We start from the raw sequence: 15,211 nt of genomic DNA on the forward strand, positions 1-15,211 counted from the left end.
GGCTGCGATCTTTTGATCTTTACGGTGTTACGAAATCAAACGGCGCCAGGGCAAACCCGCTGTCGTCGACCTGCAACGCCCAACCCTGTTTATCCCAATCCCCCAGCACGATGCGCTTGGCCGCCAGGTCACCAATCTGCAACTTGTGAATGGCCGGACGATGGGTATGTCCGTGGATCAGCGTTTTCACGCCATATTGCTGCATGATCCGCGGAATCTCCTCGGGCGTGACATCGACAATGTCATTGGCCTTCATCCGCGTCTGCGCCCGGCTTTCACTGCGCAGCTTGCGTGCCAGTTTATGGCGGGTACGCAGCGGCAAATGCCGCAGGATGAACAGGGTGATCGGGTTGCGCAGGTAGCGACGCAGCTTCATGTAGCTTTCGTCGCGGGTGCAGAGGCTGTCGCCGTGCATCAACAGCACGGGTTCGCCGTTGAACTGCACGACACTCGGGTCTTTGAGCAGGCTGCAGCCGGCCTGTTTGCAGAACGCCTTGCCCAGCATGAAGTCGCGATTGCCGTGCATCAGGAAAATCGCCGTGCCGCTGTCGCTCAATTCGCGCAGGGCCTGGCAGATGGAGCGCTGGAACGGCGTCATGGCATCGTCGCCAATCCACGCCTCGAAAAAGTCGCCCAGGATGTACAGTGCACTCGCCGCACGGGCGCGCCCGGCGAGTAAATCCAGAAACGCCCGGGTAATGTCCGGGCGCTCCTCTTCCAGATGCAAGTCTGAAATCAGCAGTATCACTCAATGATCTCGGCTTTCTCGATGATCACGTCGTCTGCTGGTACGTCTTGGTGGCCGGCCTTGGAAGTGGTGGCCACGCCTTTGATCTTGTCGACAACGTCGGTGCCGGCGGTCACTTTACCGAATACCGCGTAGCCCCAGCCTTGAACGTTCTTGCCGCTGTGGTTCAGGAAGCTGTTGTCCGCCACGTTGATGAAGAACTGTGCGGAAGCCGAATGCGGCTCCATGGTGCGGGCCATGGCGACGGTGTACTTGTCGTTGGAAAGACCGTTGTCAGCTTCGTTCTGGATGCTTGGGCGCTTGTCTTTCTTTTCTTTCATGCCTGGCTCGAAACCGCCGCCCTGGATCATGAAGTTACCGATGACACGGTGGAAAACGGTGTTTTCGTAGTGACCGGCTTTAACGTATTCGACGAAGTTGGCCACGGTGATCGGGGCTTTATCGGCGTTCAGTTCGAGGACGATGTCGCCGAAGTTGGTAGTCAGTTTGACTTGGGTCATGATCGTTACTCACCTTATGAATTCGTGGTCTTGGGACATTCCATCCCGCAACCGGTTCAGCCTGTCTCGGCCAAGGTGCGCAGTTTAGCGTGACAGGCACGAATTTCGAGGCTGTTTTTTCAATTACGGCCTATTAAATGCGACGGTTTACAGAGTGCGCTCTGTCAGGTACTTGACGGCATCGGCTATGATAGCGGCTTTGTTTTGTCCGGCCTTCGTTACGGCCACGCACTTGTACGTTCAAGGATCCTATGAGCAAGCCCACTGTCGACCCTACCTCGAATGCCAAGACCGGCCCTGCCGTGCCGGTCAACTTCCTGCGGCCGATCATCCAGGCAGACCTGGACTCGGGCAAGCACACGCAGATCGTCACCCGTTTCCCGCCTGAACCCAACGGCTACCTGCACATCGGTCACGCCAAGTCGATCTGTGTGAACTTCGGCCTGGCCCAGGAGTTCGGCGGTGTCACGCACCTGCGTTTCGACGACACCAACCCGGCCAAGGAAGACCAGGAGTACATCGACGCGATCGAAAGCGACGTCAAATGGCTGGGCTTCGAGTGGTCCGGCGAAGTGCGCTACGCCTCGCAATATTTCGACCAGTTGCACGACTGGGCCGTCGAACTGATCAAGTCCGGCAAGGCCTATGTCGATGACCTGACCCCGGAACAAGCCAAGGAATACCGTGGCACCCTGACCGAGCCAGGCAAGAACAGCCCGTTCCGCGACCGCAGCGTCGAAGAGAACCTGGACCTGTTCGCCCGCATGAAGGCCGGCGAATTCAAGGACGGCGCACGCGTGCTGCGGGCCAAGATCGACATGGCTTCGCCGAACATGAACCTGCGCGATCCGATCATGTATCGCATTCGCCACGCTCATCACCACCAGACCGGCGACAAGTGGTGCATCTACCCGAACTACGACTTCACCCACGGTCAGTCGGACGCCATTGAAGGCATCACCCACTCGATCTGCACCCTGGAGTTCGAAAGCCACCGTCCGCTGTACGAGTGGTTCCTGGAGAACCTGCCAGTACCGGCCAACCCGCGCCAGTACGAGTTCAGCCGCCTGAACCTGAACTACACCATCACCAGCAAGCGCAAGCTCAAGCAACTGGTCGATGAAAAGCACGTCAACGGTTGGGACGATCCGCGCATGTCCACGCTGTCGGGCTTCCGCCGCCGTGGCTACACGCCGAAATCGATCCGCAACTTCTGCGAAATGATCGGCACCAACCGTTCCGACGGCGTGGTCGACTTCGGCATGCTCGAATTCAGCATCCGCGACGACCTCGACCACAGCGCCCCGCGTGCCATGTGCGTGCTGCGTCCGCTGAAAGTCGTGATCACCAACTACCCGGAAGGTCAGGTCGAAAACCTCGAACTGGCGTGCCACCCGAAAGAAGACATGGGGGTGCGCGTCCTGCCGTTCGCCCGTGAGCTCTACATCGACCGTGAAGACTTCATGGAAGAGCCGCCAAAAGGCTACAAGCGCCTGGAGCCGAACGGCGAAGTGCGCCTGCGTGGCAGCTACGTGATCCGTGCCGACGAAGCGATCAAGGACGCCGATGGCAACATCGTCGAACTGCGCTGCTCGTACGATCCGGACACCCTGGGCAAGAACCCTGAAGGCCGCAAGGTCAAGGGAGTGATCCACTGGGTGCCGGCCGCTGCCAGCGTCGAGTGCGAAGTGCGCCTGTACGATCGCCTGTTCCGTTCCCCGAACCCGGAGAAGGCCGAAGACAGCGCCAGTTTCCTGGACAACATCAACCCTGACTCGCTGCAGGTACTCACCGGTTGTCGTGCCGAGCCTTCGCTGGGCAACGCACAGCCGGAAGACCGTTTCCAGTTCGAGCGCGAAGGTTACTTCGTCGCGGATATCAAGGACTCGAAACCCGGTCAGCCGGTGTTCAACCGTACCGTGACCCTGCGTGACTCCTGGGGCCAGTGATTCAAGGAAATAACGTGCTTACGATCTACAACACGCTCACCAAGAGCAAAGAAGTCTTCAAGCCGCTCGATGGCAACAAGGTGCGCATGTACGTGTGCGGCATGACCGTGTACGACTACTGCCACCTGGGCCACGGGCGCAGCATGGTCGCCTTCGACCTGGTGACGCGCTGGCTGCGTTTTAGCGGCTACGACCTGACTTATGTGCGCAATATCACTGACATTGACGACAAGATCATCAATCGGGCCAATGAGAACGGCGAGTCGTTCGAAGCCTTGACCGAGCGCATGATCGCGGCGATGCACGAAGATGAAGCGCGCCTGAACATCAAGAAGCCGGACATGGAGCCGCGTGCCACGGATCACATCCCTGGCATGCACTCGATGATCCAGACCCTGATCGACAAGGGTTACGCCTACGCCCCGGGCAATGGCGACGTGTACTACCGCGTCGGCAAGTTCATGGGCTACGGCAAGCTGTCGCGCAAGAAAATCGAAGACCTGCGCATCGGCGCGCGCATCGAAGTCGACGAGTCCAAGCAGGACCCGCTGGACTTCGTGCTGTGGAAAGCCGCCAAGCCGGGTGAGCCGAGCTGGGAATCGCCGTGGGGCGCCGGGCGTCCGGGCTGGCACATCGAGTGCTCGGTGATGTCCACCTGCTGCCTGGGCGAGACCTTCGACATTCATGGCGGCGGCAGCGACCTGGAGTTCCCGCACCACGAAAACGAAATCGCCCAGAGCGAAGCGGCCACCGGCAAGACCTACGCCAACGCGTGGATGCATTGCGGCATGATCCGCATCAATGGCGAGAAGATGTCCAAGTCCTTGAACAACTTCTTCACCATTCGCGACGTGCTCGACAAGTACCACCCGGAAGTCGTGCGTTACCTGCTGGTGTCGAGCCACTACCGCAGCGCCATCAACTACTCGGAAGACAACCTCAAGGACGCCAAGGGCGCACTGGAGCGTTTCTATCACGCGTTGAAAGGCCTGCCGAACTTGGCGCCGGCTGGCGGCGAAGCCTTTGTCGAGCGTTTCACCCAGGTGATGAACGACGACTTCGGCACGCCGGAAGCCTGTGCGGTGCTGTTCGAAATGGTGCGCGAGATCAACCGTCTGCGCGAGAGCGATCTAAACGCAGCGGCCGGCCTGGCTGCCCGTTTGAAAGAACTGGCCAGCGTGCTGGGTGTGTTGCAACTGGAAGCCGATGACTTCCTGCAGGCCGGCGCCGAAGGGCGCGTGGATGCAGCGGAAGTCGAGGCGCTGATTGCTGCGCGCCTGGCAGCCCGTGCCGGCAAGGACTGGGCCGAATCCGACCGCATCCGCGACCAGCTCACCGCCATGGGTGTGGTGCTGGAAGATGGCAAGGGTGGGACGACCTGGCGTTTGGCTGACTGACAGCTGCACCGGCTATAAAACAAAACCCGCCTTGTGCGGGTTTTTGTTTTTCAAGGCGTAAGTGCAGCGGTGTCCCGGCTGGCCTCATCGCGGGCAAGCCCGCTCCCACAGTGATTGAGGTGGATTTCGATTTTGTGAACGGCGCAAAACCCTGTGGGAGCGGGCTTGCCCGCGATTGACTGCGCAGCAGTCAGCTGTCTGATTGGCGCAGCCGTTTGTAGAGGGTGTTGCGACTGACGCCAAGCCTGCGCGCCAGATGCGAAATATTCCCCCCGACCGCCTGCAACTGCCGATTCAAATCCTCGGCATCATCCAGATCCACCGACAGCGGCTCCGGCGTCTCCACCGGCTCCATCTCCAGATCGACAAAAAAATCATCCGGCAAATGCTCCGGTCGCACCGGTTGTTCCTCGGCCATGGCCAGCGCCACCTGCATCACGCTGCTGACCTGCCTTAAATTCCCCGGCCACGGATGACGGCTGAACAATTCCAGGACTTCGCGGCTCAACCCGGCCCACTGACTCGGTTCGCGGTGCTGTTCCCACAAGCGTTTGAACAGCGCCTCTTTATCACTGCGTTCCCTTAACGGCGGCAGTTCCAGGGTCAGGCCGCCGATGCGGTAGTACAAATCTTCCCGAAAACGCCCCAGTTGCACCTGCTCGCGCAACGAGCGGTTGGTCGCGGAAATGATGCGGATGTCCACCGGGAACAACTCACTGCTGCCCACCGGTTGCACACAACGCTCCTGCAACACCCGCAGCAACCGGGCCTGGGTCGGCAGCGGCATGTCGCCGATTTCATCGAGGAACAGCGTGCCTTTGTCGGCCTTGCGGATCAGGCCGATGCTGCCTTTCTGGTTGGCACCGGTGAACGCGCCTTTTTCATAGCCGAACAGCTCAGACTCCACCAGTTCGGCGGGAATAGCTGCACAGTTCACGGCGATGAACGCCTGTTTGTTGCGCGAGCTGGCCTGATGCAGGGCTTTGACGAACACCTCCTTGCCGACCCCGGTTTCGCCGTGAATCAACAACGGAATGTCTTTTTCCAACAGGCGCTCGGCCTGGCGCACGGCTTTTTCCACGCGGCTGTCGCCAAAATGCAGGGTGTTGAGGCTGATGACGTCGGGTGGCGCGACGCTGGGCTCAGTGAACACTCGCGCCTGAACAGGGGCCATCTTTGGCCGCTTCAGCAGGCACTGAAATCGATTGCGCCCGCAGGTCTGGAGCGAGAAGGGCAGGCCTTCGGGCTGATTCAGCAACTCCAGCAAGGAAACCTTGAACAGGCTCTCGACACTGACCCGCGACAGGCGCATGCCCAGCAGGTTGTCGGCGCGACGATTGGCGGACAGCACTTGGCCACTCTCATCGAAAATCAGCAATCCGGCCCACTGGCTGTCGAGGTTGTTGAGGCCGGTGTTGAACGTCAGTTGAAAGTGCTGGCCGTGGAACAGGTTGAGAATCAGCCGGTTTTCCACGGTCTGGCTCATCATCTTGACCATGCCCAGGGTATGGGACGGCGGCAGGTAGCTGTCGCTGGACACATCCAGCACGGCGATGACCTTGCGCTCGGCATCGAAAATCGGCGCGGCGGAGCCGGTCATGAAGCGGTTGGCCTTGAGAAAGTGTTCATCATGCTCGATGTGCACCGCCTGTTCGCAAGCGAGCGCGGTACCGATCGCATTGGTCCCGCTGCAGCGCTCCATCCAGCTGGCGCCGGCGCTGAAGCCACGGGTCAGGCCCGGTTCGATAAACCGTTGGGTGCCCCAGGACGTCAGCACCTGGCCCTGATTGTCGGCGAGCATGATCAGGCAGTTGGAGTTGCTGAGGATGTTTTCGTAGTACGGCAGGACTTCCTGGTGGGTGGTCTGCACCAGGGAATGCTGGCTCTCCAGCAATTGCTTGATGCCTTCAGCCGGTAGCTGATCGAAGGCCGGGGTGCTCTGGTGATTGAGGCCGAAGGCGCGGCAACGTTTCCAGGAGTCCTGGATGATGGCGTCGTGGGATAACGCGGGGGCAGGTGCGGCCATTCAAGTCAGCCTCTGATTAACGCTTTTATTGTTTTTATTTTAAATGCGCAGAACAACACCTGTAGGAGCTGCCGAAGGCTGCGATCTTTTGATTTTGATTTTTAGAAGCAAGATCAAAAGATCGCAGCCTTCGGCAGCTCCTACAAGGACCGCGAACAACCCATAGAGTGTTGTTCACTAATGTTCATTGTCAATCGCAGAAGTGTTCAGTTGTTCAGCCGCGATTGTTCATTTGTGTTCAGCAATGAACGTGACCAGTTAGTCACTTTCAAGGATTCAAAGCCAAATCAACGGCTTGCGTTTTCTGGCACAAATGTCGCTATACCGCTCGGGTCGCTTGTCTCCAAAAATAAAAAAGGCCGAGCCATGTCATTAACCCTGGAGCATGTCAGCCGCACCGTCGAGGGCCAGACCTGGATTGACGATGCGTGCCTGCGTTTCGAACCCGGATCCTTCAACGTCTTGCTCGGGCGCACGCTGTCCGGCAAGACCAGTCTCATGCGCCTGATGGCCGGGCTGGACAAGCCTGACAGCGGGCGCATCCTGATGAATGGCGTCGATGTCACCCAGCGCCCGGTGCGCCTGCGCAACGTGTCGATGGTGTATCAGCAGTTCATCAATTATCCGACCATGACCGTCTTCGAGAACATCGCCTCGCCGTTGCGCCAGGCCGGTGTGTCCAATGAGCTGATCCAGAGCAAGGTGCTGGAAACCGCGAAGATGCTGCGCATCGAGAAGTTCCTCAAGCGTTTCCCCCTGGAACTCTCCGGTGGCCAGCAACAGCGCACTGCCATGGCCCGGGCGCTGGTCAAGGATGCCGAACTGATCCTGTTCGATGAGCCGCTGGTCAACCTCGACTACAAATTGCGCGAAGAGCTGCGCCAGGAAATGCGCGAGCTGTTCAAGGCGCGCCATACCATCGCCATCTATGCCACCACCGAGCCCAACGAAGCCTTGGCCTTGGGCGGCACCACCACCATTCTTCATGAAGGCCGGGTGATCCAGAGCGGCAAGTCTGCCGAGGTCTACCACCAGCCGCAGACCGTACTGGCGGCGGAGTTGTTCTCCGAGCCGCCGATCAATCTGATGCCGGGTCGTATTGCCGGCAACGAAGTCAGCTTCGCCAACTTCGTGCACTTCCCGTTGAACGTCGACTTGCGCCCGGTGGGCGAGGGCGAGTTCCGCTTTGGTGTGCGCCCCAGCCATATCTCGCTGGTACCGAGCAACGACGATGACCTGGAACTGGCGGTGACCGTCGAAGTCGCGGAAATCAGCGGCTCGGAAACCTTCCTGCACGTTCGCAACGAGCATTTCCTGCTGGTGCTGCACTTGCCCGGTGTTCACGAGTACGACGTCGATGCGCCGATCCGCATCTACATCCCGACCCATAAACTGTTTGTGTTCGATGCGCAGGGGCGGCTGGTCCAGGCGCCCGGCCGGCGCGTCGCGAGGGTTGCCTGATGGCCGAAATCCGTTTGCAGAACCTCGCCCACAGCTATACCAGCACCCCGAGCGGACCCGAGGACTACGCGATCCGCCAGATGGACCACATCTGGGAGCAGGGCGGCGCCTACGCTTTGCTCGGTCCGTCGGGTTGCGGCAAGTCGACCTTGCTCAACATCATTTCCGGCTTGCTCAGCCCGTCCCAGGGCCATGTGCTGTTCGATGGCAAGGCGGTCAACAACCTGACTCCGGAAAAACGCAACATCGCCCAGGTGTTCCAGTTTCCGGTGGTCTACGACACCATGACGGTGTTCGACAACCTGGCCTTTCCGTTGCGTAACCAGGGCATGGCCGAGGCGAAAATTCACACCAAGGTGCGGGAAATTGCCGAGGTTCTCGACCTGCAGAGCCTGCTGAGCAAGAAAGCCAGCAACCTCACCGCCGACGAAAAACAGAAAGTCTCCATGGGCCGTGGGCTGGTGCGCGATGACGTCTCGGCCATCCTCTTCGACGAGCCGCTGACGGTGATCGACCCGCACCTGAAGTGGAAGCTGCGGCGCAAGCTCAAGCAGATCCACGAGCAGTTCAACATCACCATGGTCTACGTCACCCACGATCAACTGGAGGCCTCGACCTTCGCCGACAAGATCGCGGTGATGTACGGCGGGCAGATCGTGCAGTTCGGCACGCCGCGGGAATTGTTCGAGCGGCCGAGCCACACCTTTGTCGGTTATTTCATTGGCAGTCCGGGGATGAACCTGATCGAGGTCGGGGTGCAACCGGGGGGTGTCGGTTTCGCGTCGACCCATCTACCGTTGTCCGAGGCCATGCAGAAGCGCATCGCCGAATCCGAATGGCACACCCTGAAAGTCGGCATCCGCCCGGAGTTCATCCATGTCTGGGATGAACCCTTTGATGACGCATTGCGGGCACAAGTCGTACACGTCGAAGACCTCGGCACCTACAAGATCATGACCCTGAACCTCGACGGCGTGCCGCTGAAAGTGCGCCTGGCCGAAGACAAGCCGGTGCCCGAGGGCACGGCATATATCAGTTTTCCGGCGCAGTGGCTGATGGTCTATGCCGATGATTTCCTGCTGGAACCGCAATCGGTGGGTGAGGTGCAGCCATGAACAAGGTGCAGAACAACAAGGCCTGGTGGCTGGTGTTGCCGGTGTTCTTGCTGGTGGCGTTCAGTGCGGTGATCCCGATGATGACCGTGGTCAACTACTCGGTGCAGGACATCTTCGACCAGTCCAGCCGCTACTTTGTCGGTGCCGACTGGTACAAGCAGGTGCTGCTCGATCCGCGTCTGCACGATTCGCTGCTGCGCCAGTTCATCTACTCGGCGTGCGTGCTGCTGATCGAAATCCCCCTGGGCATCGCGATTGCCCTGACCATGCCGACCAAGGGTCGCTGGTCGTCGGTGGTGTTGATCATCCTGGCGATTCCATTGCTGATCCCGTGGAACGTGGTCGGCACCATCTGGCAGATCTTCGGCCGGGCCGACATCGGCCTGCTGGGGGCGAGCCTCAAGGCCATGGGCGTCAACTACAACTATGCGGCGAACACCATGGACGCCTGGGTCACCGTGCTGGTGATGGACGTCTGGCACTGGACCTCACTGGTGGCGCTGTTGTGTTTCTCGGGGTTGCGGGCGATTCCGGACGTGTACTACCAGGCGGCGCGGATCGACCGTGCCTCGGCGTGGGCGGTGTTCCGGCATATCCAGCTGCCCAAGCTCAAGAGTGTGCTGTTGATCGCCGTGATGCTGCGCTTCATGGACAGTTTCATGATCTACACCGAGCCGTTCGTACTGACCGGGGGCGGGCCAGGCAATGCCACGACCTTCCTCAGCCAGACCCTGACGCAGATGGCGATCGGGCAGTTCGACCTGGGGCCGGCCGCCGCGTTCTCGCTGGTGTACTTCCTGATCATCCTGTTGGTGTCCTGGCTGTTCTATACCGCCATGACTCACTCTGACGCCAACCGCTGAGGCCATCATGAGCATGAGAAAGCTTGTTCCACTGCTGATCTACATCCTGTTCCTGCTGGTGCCGATCTACTGGCTGCTGAACATGTCCTTCAAGAGCAACAGCGAAATCCTCGGCGGCCTGACGCTTTTCCCACAGGATTTCACCCTGGCCAACTACAAGGTGATCTTCACCGATCCGAGCTGGTACACCGGGTACATCAACTCGGCGTACTACGTGAGCCTGAACACGATCATCTCGCTGACCGTGGCATTGCCGGCCGCCTATGCGTTCTCGCGCTACCGCTTCCTCGGCGACAAGCACCTGTTCTTCTGGCTGCTGACCAACCGCATGGCGCCGCCGGCGGTGTTCCTGTTGCCGTTCTTCCAGCTGTATTCGTCGATCGGCCTGTTCGACACCCACATCGCGGTGGCCCTGGCGCACTGCCTGTTCAACGTGCCGCTGGCGGTGTGGATTCTCGAAGGTTTCATGTCTGGCGTGCCCAAGGAAATCGACGAAACCGCCTACATCGACGGCTACAGTTTTCCCAAGTTCTTCGTGAAGATCTTCATCCCGCTGATCGGCTCCGGCATCGGCGTCACGGCGTTTTTCTGCTTCATGTTTTCCTGGGTCGAGCTGTTGCTGGCGCGCACCCTGACCTCGGTGAACGCCAAGCCCATCGCGGCGGTGATGACCCGCACGGTCTCGGCGTCGGGTATTGACTGGGGCGTGCTGGCGGCGGCGGGGGTGTTGACCATCCTCCCGGGCATGCTGGTGATCTGGTTTGTTCGCAACCACGTGGCCAAGGGCTTTGCCCTGGGCCGGGTATGAGGAGTCGATGATGGAATGGATGAGTTGGACAGTCCCCACGGCGGCGTTCTTCAGTGTGATTGCCTTGATCCTGGTGGGCATGACGACCTGGGAGTTGCGCTCGCCGAGCATTCTTCGACGAGGCTTTTTGCCGATTGCCACCACCCGTGGCGATCGGTTGTTCATCGGTCTTCTCGGCAGCGCCTACCTGCATCTGCTGGTAATCGGCGTGACCGACTGGAGCATCTGGGTCGCCTTCGCGATGTCCCTGGTGTGGCTGTTGGCTGTGATGCGTTGGGGCTAGTCGAATCGCTCGGCAATCTTGCTCCCAAATTCAATAAGGAGGTCTCTATGTTCGACAAAAACAATAAGCTGCGACATAGCATTTCATTGGCAGCCATGCTGGCACTCAGCGGTTTGAGCGCTTCGGCCTGGGCCGATGCCTATGAAGACGCCGCGAAGAAATGGATCGGCAGTGAATTCAAGCCATCCACCCTGACGGCCGATCAGCAACTCGAAGAGCTGAAGTGGTTCATCAAGGCGGCGGAGCCGTTTCGCGGGATGAGCATTAAGGTGGTGTCGGAAACCATCGCCACCCACGAATACGAGTCCAAGGTGCTGGCCAAGGCCTTCACCGAGATCACCGGGATCAAGCTGACCCACGACCTGCTGCAGGAAGGCGACGTGGTGGAAAAACTGCAGACCCAGATGCAGTCGGACAAGAACATCTACGACGGCTGGGTCAACGACTCGGACCTGATCGGTACGCACTTCCGTTACGGCAAGACCGAGTCGATCACCGATCTGATGGCCAACGAAGGCAAGAACTTCACCTCGCCGACCCTGGACATCAAGGACTTCATCGGCATCTCCTTCACCACCGCGCCGGACGGCAAGATCTATCAGTTGCCCGACCAGCAGTTCGCCAACCTGTACTGGTTCCGCGCCGACTGGTTCGAACGTGCCGACCTCAAGGCCAAGTTCAAGGAAAAGTACGGCTACGAGCTCGGTGTACCGGTGAACTGGTCGGCCTATGAAGACATCGCCAAGTTCTTCAGCGAAGACGTCAAGGAAATCGACGGCAAGCGTGTCTACGGGCACATGGACTACGGCAAGAAAGACCCGTCCCTGGGCTGGCGCTTTACCGATGCCTGGTTCTCCATGGCCGGTGGCGGCGACAAGGGCATTCCCAACGGCTTGCCGGTAGACGAGTGGGGGATCCGCGTCGAGGACTGCCACCCGGTCGGCTCCAGCGTGACCCGTGGCGGCGACACCAACGGCCCGGCGGCGGTATTCGCCACTACCAAATACGTGGACTGGATGAAGAAATACGCACCACCGGAAGCGGCGGGCATGACCTTCTCCGAATCCGGGCCGGTGCCGTCCCAGGGCAACATTGCCCAACAGATCTTTTGGTACACCGCCTTCACCGCCGACATGACCAAGCCGGGACTGGCGGTGATGAACGCCGATGGCACGCCAAAATGGCGCATGGCACCGTCGCCACGCGGACCGTACTGGGAAGAGGGCATGAAGCTGGGGTATCAGGACGTGGGTTCCTGGACGTTCATGAAGTCCACGCCTGAGAAACAGAAACTGGCGGCCTGGCTCTATGCGCAGTTCGTGACCTCGAAAACCGTCTCGCTGAAGAAAACCATCGTCGGCCTGACCCCAATCCGCGAATCGGACATCAACTCGCAGGCCATGACCGACCTGGCACCGAAACTCGGTGGCCTGGTGGAGTTCTACCGCAGCCCGGCCCGCGTGCAATGGACCCCGACCGGGACCAACGTGCCGGACTATCCGCGACTGGCGCAACTGTGGTGGAGCCACATCGCCGAAGCCGCCAGCGGCGAGAAAACCCCGCAACAGGCACTCGACGGCCTGGCCAAGGATCAGGACGCGATCATGTCCCGTCTGGAGCGTTCGAAAGCCCAAGCCACCTGCGCGCCGAAAATGAACCCGGAGCGCGATGCTCAATACTGGTTCGATCAGCCGGGCGCACCGAAACCGAAACTGGCGAACGAGAAGCCGCAGGGTGAAACCGTGAGCTATGCCGAACTGCTGAAATCGTGGGAGGCGGCGCGCAAGTAAAGTGTTGGAGTGTGAAAGGCGAACGGCACCGCAAGGTGCCGTTTTTGTTTGTGGGTGTGTTGCTATCTTCGTCGGATCGCCACCCGGAACAGACTCGCACAGTTAGTCGCATGCGTTCACAAACTGTATGTTCAAAGGAGATTCATTGGGGGAGGCTCTATGTTGCCCGATAATTCTGAATTCTCCGGCTGACAGGTATTCGCTCCGATTTATATTAGAGTAAATTGCGCAGCTTAGGCGATAAGGGTCGTCCGTTTAGACCGAATTGGTATTAAGGCCTGTCAGATTTGACAGTTGTTAAACTTATTAACTTACCTAAAATTTAACCGTTGTCGTGAGGTTTTTGATTTTGTAAGTGGATTTCAATGAGGTGATGGAATGTCGAACGAATCTAAGGTTGCAAAAATTCCTGTTATTAGGGACGCTGATTATTTTGCCAAGGCTGTTAAAATCGGTGATATTTATCATGTGCCGGGGTACATCCATCGTGTGACCGGAAAAAATTATAGACAACTAGCGGATCATTCTGTCGTCGTCACAATCGAGCATAAATATCAATCGATGGTGAACGATGATGACGAGCAGGTATTTGAAGAGGAGTTATTCAATATTAGTGAAGCGGACGTTTATTTTACAATGACGGCGGGAGATCGTCTTTATATGTTGGCGGATGGAGGGTTTTCGTGGAGGTTTACACATAGCGAGTTTAAGAAGCTTTCTGATGGTAGTTATGAACTTACACATTGGGGAGTCCGTGGGGGATAACGAGTAAGTTTTTGTGGTTGTCCTGCTGTTCGATTATTAATTGACGGAAATTTGTCGTTGGCTTGGATGATATCCCCGCTTGGTGTACGGTTGCACAAGGTATTTGTCCCTATTCTCCAATGTACTACGGGACAGAGTTGAACGGGGGCTTTAACATCGAGGTCATTGCTTCGTGTGCTATATCGACGATGCGAATGTGTATGTTCGCAGTCGCAGAGCAGGGTAGTGGGTGATGGCTTTGATGATGCGTTGTATAAAAAGTTGCCCGGAAAGTGGCGGCCAACTCGTATAGCTTGTGGCGTAACAACCGACTTGAGCGGAATCGAATGTTGGATGTATCGTGGTTCGACAGACTGGGGAGTGGTGTGACTCTCATAACCGTAATATCTCGTACCGCCCGGTGCGGACCCGCATGTCGGTTGGTGGGCAGGGGGGGCGGGAGCGGTCTATCAAGGCCGCGGCGCCCCATTAAGATTGTGCTTGGGCCACCGCCTTCGTCGTATTGCCGCCCGGAGCAGGGCCACTCCCCAATTAATCGCAGGCGTTCACAAATTGTATGTTTACAGGTGATACATTGGGAGCGAGCCTGCTCGCGGAAAGGCCATCCCATACTCCCATTTTTATTTGGCCGAACGAACATCGCCTGCTGTGAATGGTTCGGATCAGACTAAAACAGCTAAATCGGTGTACTTGGCAACCAACGGGTCGGCGGTGAGAAGCTTCATGGGTTCAGTCATGGCGGTTGCAACAATGAGGCGGTCGAACGGGTCGCGATGGTGGTGCTCGAGGTCTTTCACGGCAATGGCATGCTCGGAAGTGACCGGCAATTCGATGAACCCGCTTTCGAGGCAGTACTGCCGGATTTCTTCCAGATCGACATTCAGCTTACCCAGTCCGACTTTGATCGCCATCTCCCAGAATGACGCTGCGCTGACATAAATGTCGGCAGCGTTCTCAATGAGCTTTCTGGCTTTGCCCGAGAGTCTCGGATCATCACTGAGTGTCCAGAGCAAAATGTGCGTGTCGAGCAGAAGCCTCATTCGCCAGTGCCTTCAAATACATCGAGCATGTCGTCTGGCAGGGGCGCGTCAAAGTCTTCCGGTAGCACCAGTTTGCCTTTCATTGTTCCGATTCGCTGTCCGCTGGGTTTTCCAATCGGAACCAGGCGCGCAAGGGCTCGACCATGTTTGGCAATCGTGATGATCTGTCCGGCTGCTGCATCATCGACGAGTTTGGACAGATTGTTTTTGGCTTCGGCCAACGGAACGACGATCATCATTTCTCTCCCATATTCTGGACAAATATAGCCAGAATTTTCGCGCACGGCAAAGAAGCTGGGTCTCTTGGTGATAGCCGGGGAATATTTGGAACGCTTCACTCTATGGCTTAGCAGCGTGACATGACCTTGGCGCTCGGCAGCCAGGGAATCCAAGCCTTCTATCAGTTCGGAAAAGACGTCACGTTTCATTGTCGGTTCTCGCATTGGTTTCTCGATCTGGAAGCTCT

14 protein-coding genes are annotated in these 15,211 nt (G+C 58.3%); 9 read left to right on the top strand and 5 right to left on the bottom strand.

The window, feature by feature from the left end; genetic code table 11:
* Window positions 1–19: 19 nt before the first annotated feature.
* Complete coding sequence (gene lpxH, locus PMI35_RS11255; protein WP_008061953.1) at window positions 20–748, bottom strand: UDP-2,3-diacylglucosamine diphosphatase; 729 nt, start codon at window positions 746–748, stop codon at window positions 20–22.
* On the bottom strand, window positions 745–1,248 hold the full coding sequence (locus PMI35_RS11250) for a peptidylprolyl isomerase (protein ID WP_008001184.1): 504 nt from the start codon (window positions 1,246–1,248) through the stop codon (window positions 745–747). The genes lpxH and PMI35_RS11250 overlap by 4 nt, the downstream gene beginning before the upstream one ends.
* Window positions 1,249–1,499: 251 nt before the next feature.
* Between PMI35_RS11250 and PMI35_RS11245 the strand changes: the two genes are divergently transcribed.
* Window positions 1,500–3,197, top strand: coding sequence for a glutamine--tRNA ligase/YqeY domain fusion protein (locus PMI35_RS11245; RefSeq protein WP_008061956.1), 1,698 nt, complete (start codon window positions 1,500–1,502; stop codon window positions 3,195–3,197).
* Window positions 3,198–3,211: 14 nt separating this feature from the next.
* Window positions 3,212–4,594 carry a cysteine--tRNA ligase gene (gene cysS / locus PMI35_RS11240; RefSeq protein ID WP_008061957.1) on the top strand — a complete coding sequence of 461 codons (1,383 nt, stop codon included), beginning with the start codon at window positions 3,212–3,214 and terminating at the stop codon, window positions 4,592–4,594.
* A gap of 190 nt (window positions 4,595–4,784) precedes the next feature.
* Here cysS and PMI35_RS11235 read toward each other — a convergent pair whose 3' ends face one another.
* A complete protein-coding gene (locus tag PMI35_RS11235) occupies window positions 4,785–6,620 on the bottom strand; it encodes a sigma-54-dependent Fis family transcriptional regulator (protein WP_008061959.1) in 1,836 nt (611 codons plus the stop codon).
* Window positions 6,621–6,986: 366 nt separating this feature from the next.
* Here PMI35_RS11235 and PMI35_RS11230 point away from each other — a divergent pair, with 366 nt between their 5' ends.
* The 7 genes from PMI35_RS11230 (at window position 6,987) to PMI35_RS11200 (ending at window position 13,705) form a co-directional block, all read left to right on the top strand.
* The gene (locus PMI35_RS11230; RefSeq protein ID WP_008061961.1) at window positions 6,987–8,081 is read left to right on the top strand and encodes an ABC transporter ATP-binding protein; all 1,095 of its coding nucleotides are present in this window, start codon (window positions 6,987–6,989) and stop codon (window positions 8,079–8,081) included.
* A complete protein-coding gene (locus tag PMI35_RS11225; protein WP_008061963.1) occupies window positions 8,081–9,196 on the top strand; it encodes an ABC transporter ATP-binding protein in 1,116 nt (371 codons plus the stop codon). The genes PMI35_RS11230 and PMI35_RS11225 overlap by 1 nt, the downstream gene beginning before the upstream one ends.
* The gene (locus tag PMI35_RS11220; RefSeq protein ID WP_008061965.1) at window positions 9,193–10,059 is read left to right on the top strand and encodes a carbohydrate ABC transporter permease; all 867 of its coding nucleotides are present in this window, start codon (window positions 9,193–9,195) and stop codon (window positions 10,057–10,059) included. Before PMI35_RS11225 ends, PMI35_RS11220 begins: the two co-directional genes overlap by 4 nt.
* A gap of 7 nt (window positions 10,060–10,066) precedes the next feature.
* Window positions 10,067–10,867, top strand: coding sequence for a carbohydrate ABC transporter permease (locus PMI35_RS11215; RefSeq protein ID WP_008061967.1), 801 nt, complete (start codon window positions 10,067–10,069; stop codon window positions 10,865–10,867).
* 10 nt (window positions 10,868–10,877) lie between these two features.
* The gene (locus tag PMI35_RS11210; RefSeq protein WP_008061969.1) at window positions 10,878–11,150 is read left to right on the top strand and encodes a DUF2160 domain-containing protein; all 273 of its coding nucleotides are present in this window, start codon (window positions 10,878–10,880) and stop codon (window positions 11,148–11,150) included.
* Between the two features lie 47 nt (window positions 11,151–11,197).
* Entirely contained in the window at window positions 11,198–12,940 is a 1,743-nt protein-coding gene (locus tag PMI35_RS11205) for an ABC transporter substrate-binding protein (protein WP_008061970.1), read from the top strand.
* Between the two features lie 378 nt (window positions 12,941–13,318).
* Complete coding sequence (locus PMI35_RS11200) at window positions 13,319–13,705, top strand: hypothetical protein (protein WP_008061972.1); 387 nt, start codon at window positions 13,319–13,321, stop codon at window positions 13,703–13,705.
* A gap of 662 nt (window positions 13,706–14,367) precedes the next feature.
* Here PMI35_RS11200 and PMI35_RS11195 read toward each other — a convergent pair.
* Window positions 14,368–14,745 carry a type II toxin-antitoxin system VapC family toxin gene (locus PMI35_RS11195; protein ID WP_008061975.1) on the bottom strand — a complete coding sequence of 126 codons (378 nt, stop codon included), beginning with the start codon at window positions 14,743–14,745 and terminating at the stop codon, window positions 14,368–14,370.
* Window positions 14,742–15,173: a type II toxin-antitoxin system Phd/YefM family antitoxin gene (locus tag PMI35_RS35420; protein ID WP_008061977.1), complete on the bottom strand. Its 432-nt coding sequence runs from the start codon at window positions 15,171–15,173 to the stop codon at window positions 14,742–14,744. The genes PMI35_RS11195 and PMI35_RS35420 overlap by 4 nt, the downstream gene beginning before the upstream one ends.
* Window positions 15,174–15,211: the final 38 nt, after the last annotated feature.

It is taken from the genome of Pseudomonas sp. GM78, from assembly GCF_000282475.1.
In the GTDB taxonomy this organism is placed as follows: Bacteria; Pseudomonadota; Gammaproteobacteria; order Pseudomonadales; family Pseudomonadaceae; genus Aquipseudomonas.

Coding starts and splice junctions, on each gene's coding strand:
- PMI35_RS11250 (WP_008001184.1), bottom strand. CDS start 1,248: ATGACCCAAGTCAAACTGACTACCAACTTCGGCGACATCGTCCTCGAA.
- PMI35_RS11245 (WP_008061956.1), top strand. CDS start 1,500: ATGAGCAAGCCCACTGTCGACCCTACCTCGAATGCCAAGACCGGCCCT.
- PMI35_RS11235 (WP_008061959.1), bottom strand. CDS start 6,620: ATGGCCGCACCTGCCCCCGCGTTATCCCACGACGCCATCATCCAGGAC.
- PMI35_RS11230 (WP_008061961.1), top strand. CDS start 6,987: ATGTCATTAACCCTGGAGCATGTCAGCCGCACCGTCGAGGGCCAGACC.
- PMI35_RS11225 (WP_008061963.1), top strand. CDS start 8,081: ATGGCCGAAATCCGTTTGCAGAACCTCGCCCACAGCTATACCAGCACC.
- PMI35_RS11220 (WP_008061965.1), top strand. CDS start 9,193: ATGAACAAGGTGCAGAACAACAAGGCCTGGTGGCTGGTGTTGCCGGTG.
- PMI35_RS11215 (WP_008061967.1), top strand. CDS start 10,067: ATGAGCATGAGAAAGCTTGTTCCACTGCTGATCTACATCCTGTTCCTG.
- PMI35_RS11210 (WP_008061969.1), top strand. CDS start 10,878: ATGGAATGGATGAGTTGGACAGTCCCCACGGCGGCGTTCTTCAGTGTG.
- PMI35_RS11205 (WP_008061970.1), top strand. CDS start 11,198: ATGTTCGACAAAAACAATAAGCTGCGACATAGCATTTCATTGGCAGCC.
- PMI35_RS11200 (WP_008061972.1), top strand. CDS start 13,319: ATGTCGAACGAATCTAAGGTTGCAAAAATTCCTGTTATTAGGGACGCT.
- PMI35_RS11195 (WP_008061975.1), bottom strand. CDS start 14,745: ATGAGGCTTCTGCTCGACACGCACATTTTGCTCTGGACACTCAGTGAT.
- PMI35_RS35420 (WP_008061977.1), bottom strand. CDS start 15,173: ATGAAACGTGACGTCTTTTCCGAACTGATAGAAGGCTTGGATTCCCTG.